The following is a 15776-nucleotide window of genomic DNA, read 5'->3' on the forward strand; positions in this document are numbered from 1 at the left end:
CAACCAATGGCACCTTCTACACCGACGCGGCCATGACCAAAGCGGTGACCGGCGCTATTAACGCGGTCAACGGCGAAGCCACCGTGTACTTCAAGCCAAACGCGAACTTCAACGGCACGGCGAACTTTACCTACACCGCGACCGACAGCGGCAACGCTAACGGCAGCAATCCGCTGACCTCGGCCCCGGCTAACGGCACCATCACCGTGACCTCGGTCAACGACGCACCGACCCTGGACCTGAGCACCGCAGACGGCTCCGTCCTCACCGGCTACAGCGCGGCCTACACCGAGCGCGGTACCGGTGGCGTAGCGATCACTGGCAAAGTAGCCATTGGTGACGTCGACAGCACCCAGATGCAAAGCGCGACCATCACCTTGAAAAACGCCAGCGCGGGCGACCAACTCAGCTCGAACCTGGTGACAGTGGGCGGTACTTACAAAGGCGTCACCCTGACCAGCGTCGGTACTGACGTCAGTGGCAAAATCGTCCTGACCCTGTCGGGTGCGGCTGACTCGGCCACCTACAAGTCGCTGCTTGAGTCGTTCCAGTACTCCAGCACCAGCAAGTATCCGACTACGGGTGATCGCACCGTCGAGATCTCGGTGAAGGACAACGAAGGTTCTGACAGCCTGAGTTCGTCGGTGGCGACCAGCACCATTACTGTTGCGCCACAGGCTTATGTGGTGACTGAAGGCGGCGGCGCTGCCGATGTCATCGACCTGAGCAGCTCCTCGGCCAACAACATGGTGGTCGGCGACAAAGGCGGTATCGTCAATCCGGGCAGCAACTACAACATCGCGTTTATCGTCGACACCTCGGGCAGTATTGAGGACAGTGCGATGACGTCGATCAAGACTCAGCTCTCGACCATCTTCGATACCTTGATCGCCAACGCCAAGCTGACGGGGTCGGGTGTGGTGAAGGTGCTGCTGGTCGATTTCGATACCAAGGTTGAATCGCAGGTGTCGGTCAACCTGGCCGACCAGGCTGCCGCCAAGGCCGCGCTGCAGGCGGTGTTGAACAGCATGTCTTCGGGCGAAGCGACCAACTATCAGGATGCCTTTAACGCGGCAACGGCCTGGTTCAAGAGCAACGACGCCACCAGCAACGCCGGTGCAAAAAACCTGACGTATTTCATTACCGACGGTGAGCCGAATGTTTTCAACGCGACGTATGACAACGTCAGTCTGGGGTATACCAACAACACTTGGCGGGGCACTGAGGTTACCTTCGACAATAAGGTCAACGCCTCCACCTACACCCTGGGCCAGACCACTGCGGTCACCGCCACGGTCTACGGACAGACGCGGGTCATCGTTGACACTGACGGCAAGGTTTACTCGTACGACTCGTCCGGCACCAAGAGCTTTCAAGGTTATGTCGTGTCCGATGGCCACGGCGGGTTCGACGTAGCCGGGGCTGCGAGCAGTTATGGCTGGACCAATTATGCGTTGGAATACGCCAAAGCTGCTTACTCGGCGCTGACGACTGCGGTTGCGGGTGGGGTTGAAGTACAAGCCATCGGCCTGGGCAACAGCGTCGATAAGGACATGCTTCAGAAGTACTTCGATACCGACAAGACGGTCAGCACGATCGACACCGCGAAGCTGGCGGATACCATTACCGGCCACACCGCCGATACGGGTGCCGACAACATTTCCGGCGGTTCGGGCAACGACATCATCTTCGGTGACCTGATCAGCTACAACGGTCAGGAAGGCAGTGCTGCACTCAAGGCGTTCGCCGCCGAGAAGCTGTCGACCACCGTCGACCACATCGATGACCGCACCTTGCATCAGTACATCACTGAGCATGTGCAGGACCTCGGTGCCTTGGCCAGCGCGTCGAACATCTACGGCACCAAGGATGGCGGTGACACCCTGATCGGCAATGCCGGCAACGACATCCTGTTCGGCCAGGGCGGCAACGACACCCTCTCCGGCGGTGCCGGCAACGACATCCTGGTGGGCGGCAAGGGCAACGACATCCTGACTGGCGGCGCGGGTGCCGATACCTTCGTCTGGCTCAAGGGTGACACCAACACCAGCGGAGGTTTTGATCGCATCACTGACTTCAAGCACGGCGAAGGCGACAAGCTGGACCTGTCCGACTTGCTGCAAGGCAACAACGACAACAACTTGTCCAAGTACCTGCAGCTGACCACCGACTCGTCGGGGACCTCGACGCTCAGCGTCAGCAGCACCGGGTCGTTCACCGCATCGGGTGGCGGCACGGCGGATGTCACCATCAAGGTTGATGGTGCTAACTGGGGTGCCGGCAGCTCCGCGATCAACAACCTGATCGCGGGTGGCGACTTGACCGTCAAGCACCACGACTGATCACCCACGGGGCGTCAATCTTTCGAGATTGGCGCCCCGTTGGCATCAGCCTCGGAAAAATGCGTGTAATCTCTGTGGGGCCGTGCGCGGCGCCTGCAGGGATTTTTTTATTGGGAGAACGTTGATGTTCTACGTGCAACGCGATCAACACAACGCTTTGATTCGCGTCGAAGCGCAGGCCTACGCCGAAGCCACCGAGACACTACCGGCTGACCATCATGAGATTCTGGCGTGGTTTGCCGATGATCTGGTCGACAACAGCCTCAAACAGCTCAAGCAAAGTGACCTTGAGATGATTCGAGTGCTGGATGACTTGATCCAGGTACTGATCACCAAGAACGTGATGAGCATTACTGACTTGCCGCCGGCGGCCCAGGCCAAGTTTTTGGAGCGTACCCAAGCCCGGGCGGCGTTGGGCGGCTTGAGTGAGCTGATCAATGACGATGAAACCGGTTTGATCTGACGCCTGCGCCCCTCCTTCACGGTCTACCCGTCAAGGAGGCACCATGCGTCAGCGCTTCACTTCCAGGGCGCCGGTTCACCGACCAGTTGGCCTTGCACCCCTTCAATGCCCATCTCGCGAATCACCCGCAACTCACCCTCGGTCTCTACTCGCTCGGCAATCAACGGCAGGTCAATGCTGTGGGCGGCGCGCTGGATCGCTTCGATAAAGAATCGCTTATGGCTTTCCTGGTCGATGGTTCGGATGTAGCTGCCGTCGATCTTGAGGTACGCCAGGCCCAGGTTCGCCAGGTTGCCGATCATGCTGAAGCGGCCGCCGAAACGCTGCAGGCCGAGGCTGTACCCCAGGCTGCGCATGCGTCGGGTAAGGCGCTCCAACTGGGTTTGCTCGGGCACTTGTTCTTCGCCGATTTCCAGCGTCAAGCGCGGCCCCAGTGCCGGGTGCTGGGCCAGGCGTTCGAACACCCGCTCCAGTGCCTGCGGGTCATTCAAGGTCGCGGCCGAGAGGTTCAGCGCCACCGATGGGCTGTGCTGCGTCAGGTGCTTGATCACCAGGTCGAGCATCAGTTGATCGAGGCGCGCGGTCCAGCCGAAGCGTTCCAGCCAGGGCAGGAAGTGGCCGGCCGCGATGGTCTGGTCCTGGTGATCGAGCAGGCGTGACAGCACCTTGTAATGCAGCACCTGTTGCGTGTCGCGGCTGCTCACTACGGGTTGGAAAAACAACCGGAAGCGCCCTTGATTCAACGCGTCATCGAGCAACGTGTGCCAGCTGTGCGGATCGTCGCTGGCGGTGCCCGTGACCTGGTGCTCCAGGCACACCCAGCTTTGGCCAACACTGGCTTCAGCCTGGGTCAGCGCTTGGTCGGCCAGCATCAGCAGGTCTGCCGACGCATCGCCGGGGTTGTACGGCGCCAGCCCGATGAAGGCCACGATCGGCATGTCGGTGGCGCCTGTGTCGTGCAGGCTTTGCAGGGTGCTTTCCAGCGCCTGGGCCAGTTGCAGCGCTTCGTCACGCACCAGGCCCGGGGCAAGCACTGCGAACTCGCCACCCCGGCTGCGCGTGATCAGGTTTTGGGTTTCCGGGTATTTGGCACAGGTACGCACCAACTGCTGGCTGACAGCCTGCAACAGTTGGTCGGTACGTTGCCCGCCAAGGCGTTGGTTAAGGCCGCTCAAATCGTTGACCCGCAACATCAGCAGGTAGCCCGAACTGGACTCCTCGAGGTTGCTGACCCGGGATTGGAGCTGCATCTCGAAGTAGCGACGGTTGGCCAGCCCGGTCAGGCTGTCCTGATAGGACTCCACCCGCAGCTTCTCGCTGCGCTCGGTCTGCTCGTGGAATAACGCCTTGAGCTTCTCCACCATCTGGTTCATGGCCTGTACTACACGGCGCAATTCGGGGGTGCGGGGCAGATCGGGCAAGCTCAGGAACTCGCGACGCGCGATGGCGTGGGACTGCTCCACCATATAGTCCAACGGTTTGAGCTGGCGGCGCAGCAACAGCGCGCCGAGTACCGCACTCACGGCACCGCAGATCAGCAGCCAGCCCAGGCTGCCCAGCGCGCTTTGCCAGAGTTTTGCCAGGGCAAACATCGGGTGACTGACCACTTCAACCCGTGCTGCCTGCTGCCAGCCACGGCTGACGATGGCATCGCCGCCGGCCGGCGCCAGGCCGATCATCTTCACGAACCAGGCCGGCACGCTGCTGGCATCCGGTTCGGCGGCACGCTCCACCAGCACCTGGTTATTGCTCAGGTCCACCACGCGGATGCTTGCGTAGTAGCCACTGTCAAAGATCGAGCTGACCATCAGTTCGGTCATCGCCGGGTCGTCGATGTTCGGCGTCAGCGACAGGGCCAGCGCGGTGGCCGCGTCCTGGGCGTGGGAGCGCAGTTGGTTGACGTACTGGGTACGCGAACTCTCCAGGCTGACGATGAAGCTACCGCTGAACGCGACCACCAGGAACACGCAGATAGCGATCAGCAATTGTTTGAACAGTGACATCGTAGCTCCTGTTAATTATCCGGACTGGCCGGAAACCCTTCTGCGGTCATTTTCTTCAAGACGTCCTGCCAGCGTGACAGGCGCTTGGTATCACCGACTTTTTTATTGCCCGCCGCGCCGGTCAGCCACAGCCCTTCGCCGTTGAACGCATAAACGGGCAGCAGGTCCGGACGTTGGCTGGCAGGCAGGATGGGGTCCATCAGGCTGTCCAGTACCAAGGGCATGGCTTCGGGGCTTGCATAGTATGTCAGCACCATATGCGCCCGATTCTGGCGCAAGGCCTTGACGTAGGTTATGCGCAGCTTCTCGGCCGGCACGCCCAAGTGCCGCAGGCTGAAGTATTTGGCGATGGCGTAGTCTTCACAGTCGCCGGCGCCTTTCCACAGGGATTGAATGGGAGTCGCCCAATAATCAATCTCGCGCCACAGGTCGATGTCTTCCTCGTAATGCAACTGGCGGTTGAAGAACAAATTCACCACTTTGAGCTGCTCGGTCTCACTCACCTGTTTTTGCGTCGACAGCAATTGTTGCCAGGCATCGATGCGCTGGCGCCCGGCGCCCAGTGGCCCGTACAGCGACTCGGCGCGGCGGCTGATTTGGCTGAAATCCCAATCGGCGAGCAAATCGCCCAGCAGGCCGCCACCCAGCAACAGCGCAATGGCAAGACCGTACAGAATCCGAGGGAGTTTAAAGCGTATCGCCACTGCGATTACCCAAGCTTGCAGCATTGAAGGTGCGGCAATGGTGCGGTGATACTCGCCAAAAAACAATGGCACGATGAAATCACCGCCATTGAATTGCAGTAAATATACGTCAGTAAATTGGCTGTTTTCCGCTCGTCTGAAAGGGTGGGGGTGATTTCATCAAAATAATGACACTTCCTCAGTGCTGTCACAGAATGTGGCAATGAAAACGCCTACAAAAAGACCTTCGGTGAAGCCTTGTCTTGCCGACCTTTCACGTCTTTACAGGGTGCCGTGAAGGAGCTCCCGCTATGAGCCGCACTGATGATCTATTCGCCTTGTTCGGCAAGAGCGTTTCCCGGGATCCCACGGGAAGAAATGCGCGTTTGCACTTTTTCGGCAGCATTCCGTTCGATGATGGCACTCGGGTAAACCTCAAAGACGGTTCGCGCATAAGTGCCCATGGAACCGGCGCCCATGAACATCCGCAAAGCGCACCCTTGAGCCCGCTGCGCCCGACGGTAGTGGCGTTGGTGTCGGTCAATGGTGGCGTGGGCCGCAGCACCTTGGCTACGGCCCTGAGCAGCGGCCTGCAGCGTCTTGGCGAGTCGGTCGTGGCGGTGGACCTGGACCCCCAGAACGCCTTGCGCCAGCACTTCGGCGTCGATCACGAGCTACCCGGCGTGGGGCGTAGCAGCCTGCTCAACACGCCATGGCAGAGCATCCTGCAATCGGGTTTCGCCGGATGTCAGGTAATCCCCTTTGGCGACACCGACACCCAGCAGAAGGACAACCTGCAACGCTGGTTGACCCGTGAACCGACGTGGCTGGCTCAGCGCTTGTCGGCACTGGGGCTGAGTGAGGCGCATATGGTGGTCGTCGATACCCCTGCTGGGAACAATGTTTATCTCCATCAGGCGTTGAGCGTGGCCGACATTGTGCTGGTCGTCGCCCAACCAAATGCCGCATGCCTCGGCACGCTGGATCAATTGGACGCACTGCTGGCGCCCCATCTTGAGCGTGAACGCCCACCCCGTTGTCACCTTGTGATCAATCAGCTGGACGAAAACTCGGCGTTCAACCTGGAGATGCTCGATGCCTTCAGGCTGCGTCGAGGCGAATACCCGTTGGAAGTCGTTCACCGTGATCCGGCGATCAGCGAAGCCCTGGCCTTTGCAGCCGACCCGCTGGACAGTTCGGTCCAGAGCCTGGCCGTTGACGATATCAGCGAACTTTGCCGGTTATTGATCGCCCGCAAAAAGCGCCTGTAAAGCGTGGTTTATACGCTTAACGCCAGATGCTTATGCACAATCGGTGGGGTACGGGTGTCACAAAACTGCCGTTTTGTGCAGTCGTTCTCAACACGCTGCAACTGCCTGTTTTACGTGCGTTTTATTCTGTGAACAAAAAATGAACAGCGCGGCTTTTTGCCTGTAGGGCAGATGGATACAGGCTCAGTGAAGATTCCATCAACAGAGTTATCCACAGATTGGGGTGCGACAATCTTGCCCCTTAATCGCGCTCGGCAAGCACCATCAAGTTGCGCGGTGTCAGTGCCGTTTCGCAGAAGCTGCCCACTTCGACCCTGTAGCCACGTTCACCAAGATACAGTGCCCTATCCAGGACCAGCCACAGCTCCAGCGGGCGCCGAAACAGCCCGCGCACCAACTCCAGGTTCCTGACCTCGGCCAAACGTTGCCAGCCGTGCGCCTCCAGCGCCGCCCAATCCTGTTCACCTGTGGACAACCCTTTGAGGCTTGCCAACGCCTGGCAGTAGTCGGCGAAGGGTTTGTCCAGCCAACTGGCGGGCAGGGAGGGTGTGGGCAGGTACTCGTCGCAGTTGCGTAACTGGCGTTGTAACTGATCGAAACCCAGGCGGCGCGCCATTGAGGTGTCCCGCTGCAGACGTACGCGTTTGCCGGCCGTGACGGTTTCGCTGAGGGGCAGGCCAAGGTCGTCGACCGACAACTGCAAGCTTGAAGCGCGGCCCGCTTCGGACAGCGGCTGGTAGGCGTTCGCGGTGATGCGGTTGTAGCAGCACGGCGCCACTGCCAGTTGTTTGCAGCCGGCGGCACTGGCCAGTTGCAGCAGGCGCACGTGCAGGTCGCCGCAGGCATGCAGGGCGATGGGGGTGTGTTCGGGGCTGAGGGGGACGTCCGCCATGACATCTTGCAGGCGATGGGTGACGGGCAGGCCGTGGCGGTCGCTCAAGGCCTGGCCGGAAGCGATCAGGGCCGGGTTGTACTCCATGCAAGTCAGCTGTTGGCCGGCGTGCAACAGGCGGCGGCCGAGGTGGCCCTTGCCGGCGCACCAATCCAGCCAATGCCGGGGTGTTTGCGCAAAGTGCAGCGCGGCACCGAAGGCTTCGATTTGCTGCCATTTGCGCCCGGGTACGTCGACATTCAGCCGGTGCGCAGCGGGGGGCAGGGGGCGCGTCGGTAACTTATCCACAGTGCTGAGGCGCAAGGCTTCGCAGGCCAGTGTGGGAAAAGGCGCTGGCGCCGGCAGTGTGTGGGGGTGGTTATGACTGGTTTCTGCGTCGGACAACGAGCGTTGGCGCAGCCACCGGGCCAGTTCCGGATGCTCGGTTTCCCAAGGCAACTGCCGATGAGTAAAGGGCCGTGGTCGCCACAGCCCTTGGTGCTCGATCAGAAACGCATCCAGCGCCTCAAAGCGTGCTTCAACGTCCCTGGCAGGCATCGACGCGCAGCCAGCGTTCCAGCAGCTTGAAGCCGCGTACCAGGAGGTAGGAGATCAACAAGTAGAACACGCCGGCGGTGAAGAACATCTCCACCGTCAGGTAGTTGCGCGCGATGATCGTCCTGGCCATGCCGGTCAGCTCCAGCAGGGTCACGGTGCTCGCCAGCGAGCTGGCCTTGAGCATCAGGATCACTTCGTTGCTGTAGGCCGGCAGCCCGATGCGCGCGGCCCGCGGCAGGATGATGTAGAACAGCGTCTTCGGCCTGGACATGCCCAACGCACGGGCCGCTTCGATTTCCCCGGGCGGAATGGCCTGGATGGCGCCACGCAGAATCTCGGCGATATACGCGGCGGTGTGCAGCGTCATGGTGGCGGTGGCACACCAGAACGGGTCGCGCAGGTACGTCCACATGAAGCTTGAGCGGATGCTTTCGAATTGAGCCAGGCCGTAATAGACCAGGAACAATTGCACCAGCAGCGGCGTGCCGCGAAAGAAAAAGATGTAGGCGTAGGGCAGGGCGCGCACAGACAGGTGCCTGGATGAGCGCGCGATACCCAGCGGGATGGCCAGGATCAGGCCGAGGATCACGGCGATGCTCACCAGTTCCAGGGTCAGGATCGCGCCCTGGATAAACTTCGGCAGCCACTTGATGATGACTTCCCATTCCATTACGTCGTCCTCACGAAGCCGCGGGCGGCGCGTTGTTCCAGGAAGTGCATAGCCACCATCGACAGCGACGTCAGGCCCAGGTAGATGAGCGCGGCGACCATATAGAAGGTGAAAGGCTGTTTGGTGACGGTTACGGCGATCTGCGCATGGCGCATGATTTCTTCGAGGCCGATGACCGTGACCAGCGCGGTATCTTTCATCAGGATCAGGAACAGATTGCCCAGCCCTGGCAGGGCGATGCGCCACATCTGCGGCATGATCAACCGGGTAAAGATACGAAACTTCGACAGGCCCAGCGCCACACCCGCTTCGCGGTGGCCCTTGGGAATGGAGATGATTGCGCCACGCAGCACCTCCGTGGCGTAGGCGCCGAAGCACAGGCCCAGCGCGATCACGCCAGCGGCAAACGCGCTGAGGGACAGGTCGGGAATGTCGAGCAGCTCACCCAGTGAGCGCATGGCGTTGATCGTGCCGAAGTAAATCAGCAGCACCCACAGCAGTTCCGGCACACCGCGAACGATTGTCGAGTAAGTACCGCCCAGCCATTGCAGCGGCTTGTACGGGGAAGTCTTGGCCAGGGCACCGGCGAGGCCGAGTACCAGCCCCAGGCATAACGCCGTGAGCGCCAGTTTGACAGTCATCAGCGCGCCGGCAGCGAGCGCCGGACCGAATCCGTAGAGATCGAAATTCATGGTGTTTTCATATCGCGGCAGGCATTGCTGAAAGCCGACGCGCCCAAAGGAGCGCGCCGGTCAGGCCGTTCAGATCATTCGATGCTGAACGGGAAGTACTTGTCGTTGATTTTCTTGTAGGTGCCGTCTGCCTTGATCTCTGCCAGGGCTTTGTTCAGGCGCTCGCGCAGTGGGTCGCCCTTGCGTACGGCGATACCGATCTTGTCGCTCTCTACAACCGGGTCGCCCTTGAACTCGTAGGCCAGGCCGTCTTTGCTCTTGAGCCATTCGTACTGCACGTACTTGTCGGCGAGGATCCCGTCGAGGCGGCCGGACGTCAGGTCGAGGTAGGCGTTTTCCTGGGTGTCGTAGAGCTTGGCTTCGGTTTCCGGCAGCTTGTCTTCCAGGTAGGTACCGGCCAGCGTCGCGCGCTGTGCACCGATGACTTTGCCTTTCAGGTAAGCGGCGTCGGTCTTGAAGTCGGCAGTGGCTTTAGGCGCGATGAACTGCAGCTTGTTGGAGTAGTACGGGTCGGTGAAGTCGACGGCTTGCTTGCGCTCGTCGGTGATCGACAGCGAGGACACCAGGAAGTCGAACTTCTTGGCATTCAGGGCCGGGATGATGCCGTCCCAGTCGGACACATACACTTCGCACTTCTCGACTTTCATCTTGGCGCACAGGGCGTCGCCGATGTCTTTGTCGAAGCCGACAACGTTACCGCTGGCGTCTTTATTGTTGAACGGCGGGTAGGCCGCTTCGATCCCCATTTTCAAGGTTTCTGCCATGGCCGTGGCGCTGAACGCCATCGAGACGGCCGCGGCCAGAAGGAATTTTTTATAGTTCTGCATGCATGTTGCTCCGTTAGCGGTTGCTGGACATGAATTGTTTGCAGCGCGCCGAAAGCGGGTTTTCAAACACCTGCTGTGGCGATCCTTGCTCTTCGATCAGGCCCTGGTGGAGGAACACCACTTCACTGGACACCTGACGGGCGAAGCCCATTTCATGGGTGACTAGCAGCATGGTGCGGCCTTCTTCGGCCAGCGCGCGGATCACATTAAGTACTTCCTGGACCATTTCCGGGTCAAGGGCTGAAGTGGGTTCGTCGAAGAGGATGACTTTGGGCTGCATCGCCAGGGTGCGTGCGATGGCTGCCCGTTGTTGCTGGCCGCCGGACAATTGCGCGGGGTAGGCGTGGCGCTTGTCGGCGATGCCGACCTTGTCCAGCAGGGCTTCGGCCACTTCGATTGCCTCGGCCTTGCTCTGGCCGAGCACGCGACGAGGAGCCTCGATGATGTTGTCGAGGATGCTCATGTGTGGCCACAGGTTAAAATTTTGAAACACAAAACCGATTTCGCTGCGCAGACGGTTGATCTGCTTGCCGTCGGCGGCCATCAGCTCGCCGTTTTTCGCGGCCTTGAGCTTGAGCTCTTCGCCGGCCACCAGGATCTGGCCCTGATGCGGGTTTTCCAGCAGGTTGATGCAGCGTAGGAACGTGGACTTGCCGGAACCGGAGGAACCCAGGATCGAGATCACATCGCCGTCGCGAGCGGTCAGCGAGATACCTTTGAGTACCTCCAGCTCACCATAGCGTTTATGCAAGTTGCGGATTTCAAGCGCGGGCGTGGCCTCGGCCATGTGGGGTCCTCATTGTGTTCATTGCGATCTTCGCTGTTGGGCCGCCTTCCTGGCGAGGCGCCAAGCTAGCATAGCGTCTTGATGGCGGCCAACAGCGCGGCGGGCGGTAAACGGGCGGTGTGCGGCAGGGTGTCGCATCGGCACAGCAGCGTGTCGCGCCATCAACAACCGAACAACCGTTTGAACCCATGAATACCGCAGGCTTCGCGTAAAAAAGGGCGCGATGGTGCCAGCTTTGGCCGGGTGTTGGAAGGGTTAAACGGGCAAACGGTACCTATAGGCCCTTTTATGGCGCGCCGCGTACTTCTTGTGTGTGTTTTTGGTGCGCTTGTTCGTCTTGAAAGTGAGTCGCACGGTAACGCTATAGCTAAATGCCATTGTTCTCAATGACTTGCGACGACTGTTGAATCGTCCTACAGGCCGCGTCAATCGCGGTCTTGTAACATTTTGGCGCAAATCTTGCGTAAAAAATAAAGAACGCCCTGTTGGTTTCTTTTCACGAGGAAGAGCCCAGGCCGGGCGGACCGTTTTCGCAATTCCTCGCAAAGGTGTGTCAATGAGTAGTACGCAAAGCTCCAATGACCTCGAACAGGGGCTCAAACCGCGTCACGTCACCATGCTGTCGATTGCCGGCGTTATTGGTGCCGGTTTGTTTGTCGGCTCCGGCCACGCGATTGCTGCCGCCGGCCCTGCGGTCCTGCTGGCGTATGCCGCAGCGGGTACGCTGGTGGTATTGGTGATGCGCATGCTGGCCGAAATGGCCGTGGCGTCGCCGGACACCGGTTCGTTCTCCACCTACGCCGACCGTGCGATCGGTCACTGGGCCGGTTTTACCATCGGCTGGCTGTACTGGTGGTTCTGGGTGCTGGTGATTCCGTTGGAAGCCAACGCCGCCGCGACCATTCTCCACGCCTGGTTCCCGGATGTGGCCATCTGGGCCTTTACGCTGATCATCACCTTGCTGCTGACGGCGACCAACCTGTTCAGTGTGAAGAACTACGGTGAGTTCGAGTTCTGGTTTGCGTTGATCAAGGTCGTGGCGATCGTGGGCTTTGTGATCCTCGGCCTGGCGGCGATTTTCGGCTTCCTGCCGACCAGTCAGGTCAGCGGCGTGTCGCACCTGTTTGACACCCAAGGCTTTATGCCCAACGGCATGGGCGCGGTATTGGCCGCGATCCTGACCACCATGTTCTCCTTCATGGGCACCGAGATCGTCACCATTGCAGCGGCCGAATCGAAGAACCCAGGCCAGCAAATCACCAAGGCCACCAACTCGGTGATCTGGCGGATTGGCTTGTTCTACCTGTTGTCGATCTTCATCGTCGTGTCCCTGGTGCCTTGGAATGATCCGACCCTGGCGGCCGTAGGTTCCTACCAGACCGTGCTGGAACGCATGGGCATCCCGAACGCCAAGCTGATCGTCGACCTGGTGGTCTTGGTTGCCGTGACCAGCTGCCTGAACTCGGCGCTGTACACCGCGTCGCGCATGCTGTTCTCCCTGGGCCGTCGCGGCGATGCACCGGCCGTGGCCAAGCGCACCAACAAGAGCGGCACGCCTTACTGGGCGGTGTTGCTGTCCACCGGCGCGGCGTTCCTGGCGGTATTTGCCAACTATGTGGCACCTGCAGCGGTGTTCGAATTCCTGCTGGCCAGCTCCGGCGCCATCGCGCTGCTGGTGTATCTGGTGATCGCGGTGTCGCAACTGCGCATGCGCCAGAAGCGCATGGCAGCGGGCGAGAAAATTGTCTTCAAGATGTGGCTGTTCCCAGGCCTGACCTACGCGGTGATGGTGTTCATCGTGGGCACGTTGACCATCATGCTGTTCCAGGAAGCGCACCGGGTCGAGATCATTGCGACTGGGGTCTTGAGCTTGCTGGTAGTGGTGGCGGGGTTGTTTGTGTCGAGCCGTCGCAAGGCGCAGAGAGTAGGCGCTGCGGTGCTGAATTGATGTGATGGAATGCGGTGCTTGATTGCGCCGCAGTTCAAATGTGGGAGGGGGCTTGCCCCCGATAGCGGTGCGTCAGTCGACATCTAATTGACTGATACCACGCTATCGCGGGCAAGCCCCCTCCCACATTTTGTTTTGCGTCAGTCTTGGGCGTTGGTGAGCGCCTGGGAGGCGGCGACGTAATCGGCCTGGAACTGCGGCGATTCGATCCACGCCAGTGCGGCGGCTTCATCGTCGCTGTCCGTGGCCCACTGCCGATACTCGATCAGTGCCGCCAGGATAAAGTCGGTGGCTTCTTCTTCGCCTTCCTGCTCCAGCACCAGTGCGAGCAGTGGGTGGGCCAGGAATACCGCGCAGAGGGCCTGCTGGCTGGTCTCGCCGGCGGTGCGCATCTCCACGAACAGCTCGGTCAAGTCCACCGACTCAAGGTCAATCCGGTCGTCATCGCCGGAAAACGCATCCGGCTTGCTCGCGACAGCGCGTTGGGTGCGATTCTGCTTGGCCTTGGCCTTGGCCCGGTGGGCACGTTTTTGCTGCTTGTTCGGCGAGGCCATGGGCTCACGTCCTTGGGTCAGGATCTGGGTGGGGTATTGAAGCGCAGGTTGAGGGAAATCCCAAGGGTATCCGCAGTTAATTGGCCGTGTTGAAGCCATGCCAATGCAATCGGCCACAACCGATCCTGGTACTCGCTGCGAAAGAACGCGAAATGTCCGACCTGTTTTTCGCCGATGTCTTCCGGTGCGATGCGCAGATGGCTGCGCTCGCTGTTTGCGAAATAGCCCAGCAGTCGCTCAATCGCCGCCACGGTGCCGAACGGGTCGTCGGTGATGCTGATCGCCAGCATCTGCGCCTTCACGCGACTGAATGGCAGGTCGGCCAGGGCACGCCCGCTGGGTCGTGTCTCATACCTGGGCGTTGGCGTGCTCCAGTCGCGTACCACGCCTCTCGGCGTATCCTCGAGCCAACCCAAGCGCTTGCCGGGGAAATACCCACAGAGTGCCGTTACCAGTGGCATCACCACATGCCATTTGGCAAACATCTGCCAGCGCCCGACGGCTGCGTAATCGCGCCAGTAGGCGAACTGCGCGCCCACGGTCACGATTCGCCGGATCACCGCGCCGGACGCACCCAGCCCCGCCGCACAGCCACCGAAACTGTGGCCGACCACATCAATCGGTTGGCCTGGAAACTCGCGCTGTGCCCGCAGCAGGATCGCTTCGAAATCCAGCGTGCCCCAATCCGACCACGACGCCTTGAAGCAGCGCAACGAACCGGTGCGCGACTCGCCGATGCCGCGATAATCGTAGGTGATCACGTCGAAGCCGTTGGCGAACAGGTAGTCGGCGAAACGTGAGTAGTGGCGGCAGCGCACGGACGTGGCGGCGTTGATGATGACGACCGGGCGTTCAAGGTCGGTGCGCAGGTGGCGCCAGGTGAAGCCGCCGAGGGGATGGCCGTCTGCGGCGGATTCGAGGAATGCTGCTTGGGTGGGGCGGGTTGGCAGGTTCATAGGTCCGCTCGATCCGTGCGCTTTTTTGTGGTGCTTGGAGGCTCACGCGCTTTTTATAGGGAACCGAAATTAACAAATTTAGCGCGCCATGGGTGTGAAGGTGGTCATGGCGCTCGACCTTGGCCCTTTGGGTGCATAGGCTGACGATCTTTCGATTGATCTGAGCTCGACCATGACCCGCGACACCCTCGAACACAACCAGATCCCCCTCTACTTCGCCGCTGTCCTCCTGGCCGCCGCTTTCGGTCTGCTCGCGCCTTCGTTGGCCCATGGCCTCGGCGTGCTGGTCACACCCGCCATCGCGGTGTTGATGTACGCGATGTTCCTGCAAATCCCTTTTCTGGAGCTGCGCCAGAGCTTGAGTCACAAGCGCTTTCTGTCGGCGCTGTTGCTGGCCAATTTCATCCTCGTGCCGTTGCTGGTGTGGGTGTTGACCCGTGGCCTGGTGGAGCGCCCGGCGTTGCTGGTGGGCGCATTGCTGGTGTTGCTGACGCCGTGTATCGACTACGTGGTGGTGTTTACCCATATCGGTAAAGGCGATTCACGCTTGATGCTGGCGGCGACACCGGTGCTGTTGTTGCTGCAGTTGCTGCTGTTGCCGGTGTACCTGGGGTTGATGCTGGGGGCGCAGTCCGGGGTGGTGGTGCAGGCGGGGCCGTTTATCGAGGCGTTCCTGTGGTTGATCGTGCTGCCGATGGTGTTGGCGGTGATCACCACGTCCCTGGCGCGGCGCTCATCGGGCGTCAGCGCCTGGAACGACGCTTGGGCGTGGTTGCCGGTGCCGGCGATGGCGCTGGTGTTGGTGGTGGTGATCGGTTCGCAAATCACTTCGGTGGTGCGCGACATCAACCTGTTGCTGCCGGTGATTCCGGTGTACGTGGCCTTCCTGTTGCTGGCGCCGGTGATCGGGGCGTTGGCCGCGAGGCTGTTCGCGCTGCCGGCGATGGCGGCACGGGCGGTGACGTTCAGCGCATCGACGCGTAACTCGTTGGTGGTGTTGCCGCTGGCCTTGGCGTTGCCAGAAGACGTGCGCGGCTTGGCGGCGACGGCGGTGATCCTGCAAACCCTGGTCGAATTGGTGGGCGAGTTGATCTACGTGCGCCTGATCCCGAGGCTGGTATGGCCCATAGGTGGGTGAAATGTGAATGTTC

Annotated in this window: 14 protein-coding genes; 5 read left to right on the top strand and 9 right to left on the bottom strand. The window is 60.6% G+C overall.

The genetic code is table 11. From position 1 onward, the window contains the following. On the top strand, positions 1-2342 hold a 2342-nt coding region (locus AB1462_RS02830; protein ID WP_367246121.1), incomplete at its 5' end, for a type I secretion C-terminal target domain-containing protein. Positions 2343-2466: 124 nt separating this feature from the next. Continuing rightward, positions 2467-2805 carry a tryptophan synthase subunit beta gene (locus AB1462_RS02835; protein ID WP_259193494.1) on the top strand — a complete coding sequence of 113 codons (339 nt, stop codon included), beginning with the start codon at positions 2467-2469 and terminating at the stop codon, positions 2803-2805. 56 nt (positions 2806-2861) lie between these two features. On the opposite strand, the gene lapD is transcribed toward AB1462_RS02835, so the two are convergent. Further along, a complete protein-coding gene (gene lapD, locus AB1462_RS02840) occupies positions 2862-4808 on the bottom strand; it encodes a cyclic di-GMP receptor LapD (RefSeq protein ID WP_259193493.1) in 1947 nt (648 codons plus the stop codon). Between the two features lie 11 nt (positions 4809-4819). Continuing rightward, positions 4820-5536 carry a cysteine protease LapG gene (gene lapG / locus AB1462_RS02845; RefSeq protein ID WP_259193501.1) on the bottom strand — a complete coding sequence of 239 codons (717 nt, stop codon included), beginning with the start codon at positions 5534-5536 and terminating at the stop codon, positions 4820-4822. 266 nt (positions 5537-5802) lie between these two features. On the opposite strand from lapG, the gene bcsQ reads away from it, so the two are divergent. After that, complete coding sequence (gene bcsQ / locus AB1462_RS02850) at positions 5803-6762, top strand: cellulose biosynthesis protein BcsQ (protein ID WP_367246122.1); 960 nt, start codon at positions 5803-5805, stop codon at positions 6760-6762. 241 nt (positions 6763-7003) lie between these two features. Here the strand turns inward: bcsQ and AB1462_RS02855 are convergent, their stop codons facing one another. From AB1462_RS02855 to AB1462_RS02875, 5 genes are all read right to left on the bottom strand, one after another. Next, a complete protein-coding gene (locus AB1462_RS02855; protein ID WP_315335923.1) occupies positions 7004-8191 on the bottom strand; it encodes a methyltransferase in 1188 nt (395 codons plus the stop codon). Then, positions 8172-8861 carry an ABC transporter permease gene (locus AB1462_RS02860; protein WP_090401048.1) on the bottom strand — a complete coding sequence of 230 codons (690 nt, stop codon included), beginning with the start codon at positions 8859-8861 and terminating at the stop codon, positions 8172-8174. The genes AB1462_RS02855 and AB1462_RS02860 overlap by 20 nt, the downstream gene beginning before the upstream one ends. Then, on the bottom strand, positions 8861-9553 hold the full coding sequence (locus AB1462_RS02865) for an ABC transporter permease (protein ID WP_090401047.1): 693 nt from the start codon (positions 9551-9553) through the stop codon (positions 8861-8863). Before AB1462_RS02865 ends, AB1462_RS02860 begins: the two co-directional genes overlap by 1 nt. A gap of 74 nt (positions 9554-9627) precedes the next feature. Beyond that, positions 9628-10380, bottom strand: a complete 753-nt coding sequence (locus AB1462_RS02870; protein ID WP_090401046.1) for an ABC transporter substrate-binding protein — start codon at positions 10378-10380, stop codon at positions 9628-9630. 13 nt (positions 10381-10393) lie between these two features. Beyond that, positions 10394-11167, bottom strand: a complete 774-nt coding sequence (locus tag AB1462_RS02875; RefSeq protein ID WP_065925764.1) for an ABC transporter ATP-binding protein — start codon at positions 11165-11167, stop codon at positions 10394-10396. A 556-nt stretch (positions 11168-11723) separates the two neighbouring features. Here AB1462_RS02875 and gabP point away from each other — a divergent pair. Then, positions 11724-13115, top strand: a complete 1392-nt coding sequence (gene gabP / locus AB1462_RS02880; RefSeq protein WP_259193490.1) for a GABA permease — start codon at positions 11724-11726, stop codon at positions 13113-13115. Positions 13116-13255: 140 nt separating this feature from the next. On the opposite strand, the gene AB1462_RS02885 is transcribed toward gabP, so the two are convergent. Continuing rightward, a complete protein-coding gene (locus tag AB1462_RS02885; RefSeq protein WP_315335915.1) occupies positions 13256-13669 on the bottom strand; it encodes a hypothetical protein in 414 nt (137 codons plus the stop codon). Between the two features lie 17 nt (positions 13670-13686). Beyond that, complete coding sequence (locus tag AB1462_RS02890; RefSeq protein WP_367246124.1) at positions 13687-14625, bottom strand: alpha/beta fold hydrolase; 939 nt, start codon at positions 14623-14625, stop codon at positions 13687-13689. A 172-nt stretch (positions 14626-14797) separates the two neighbouring features. Between AB1462_RS02890 and AB1462_RS02895 the strand changes: the two genes are divergently transcribed. After that, on the top strand, positions 14798-15763 hold the full coding sequence (locus AB1462_RS02895; RefSeq protein ID WP_367246125.1) for an arsenic resistance protein: 966 nt from the start codon (positions 14798-14800) through the stop codon (positions 15761-15763). Positions 15764-15776 lie beyond the last annotated feature (13 nt).

The organism is Pseudomonas sp. SB113 (genome assembly GCF_040754745.1).
Lineage (GTDB): Bacteria > Pseudomonadota > Gammaproteobacteria > Pseudomonadales > Pseudomonadaceae > Aquipseudomonas > Aquipseudomonas grimontii.

Coding starts and splice junctions, on each gene's coding strand:
- AB1462_RS02890 (WP_367246124.1), bottom strand. CDS start 14,625: ATGAACCTGCCAACCCGCCCCACCCAAGCAGCATTCCTCGAATCCGCC.
- AB1462_RS02895 (WP_367246125.1), top strand. CDS start 14,798: ATGACCCGCGACACCCTCGAACACAACCAGATCCCCCTCTACTTCGCC.
- gabP (WP_259193490.1), top strand. CDS start 11,724: ATGAGTAGTACGCAAAGCTCCAATGACCTCGAACAGGGGCTCAAACCG.
- bcsQ (WP_367246122.1), top strand. CDS start 5,803: ATGAGCCGCACTGATGATCTATTCGCCTTGTTCGGCAAGAGCGTTTCC.
- AB1462_RS02870 (WP_090401046.1), bottom strand. CDS start 10,380: ATGCAGAACTATAAAAAATTCCTTCTGGCCGCGGCCGTCTCGATGGCG.
- lapG (WP_259193501.1), bottom strand. CDS start 5,536: ATGCTGCAAGCTTGGGTAATCGCAGTGGCGATACGCTTTAAACTCCCT.
- AB1462_RS02855 (WP_315335923.1), bottom strand. CDS start 8,191: ATGCCTGCCAGGGACGTTGAAGCACGCTTTGAGGCGCTGGATGCGTTT.
- AB1462_RS02885 (WP_315335915.1), bottom strand. CDS start 13,669: ATGGCCTCGCCGAACAAGCAGCAAAAACGTGCCCACCGGGCCAAGGCC.
- AB1462_RS02835 (WP_259193494.1), top strand. CDS start 2,467: ATGTTCTACGTGCAACGCGATCAACACAACGCTTTGATTCGCGTCGAA.
- AB1462_RS02860 (WP_090401048.1), bottom strand. CDS start 8,861: ATGGAATGGGAAGTCATCATCAAGTGGCTGCCGAAGTTTATCCAGGGC.
- AB1462_RS02875 (WP_065925764.1), bottom strand. CDS start 11,167: ATGGCCGAGGCCACGCCCGCGCTTGAAATCCGCAACTTGCATAAACGC.
- lapD (WP_259193493.1), bottom strand. CDS start 4,808: ATGTCACTGTTCAAACAATTGCTGATCGCTATCTGCGTGTTCCTGGTG.
- AB1462_RS02865 (WP_090401047.1), bottom strand. CDS start 9,553: ATGAATTTCGATCTCTACGGATTCGGTCCGGCGCTCGCTGCCGGCGCG.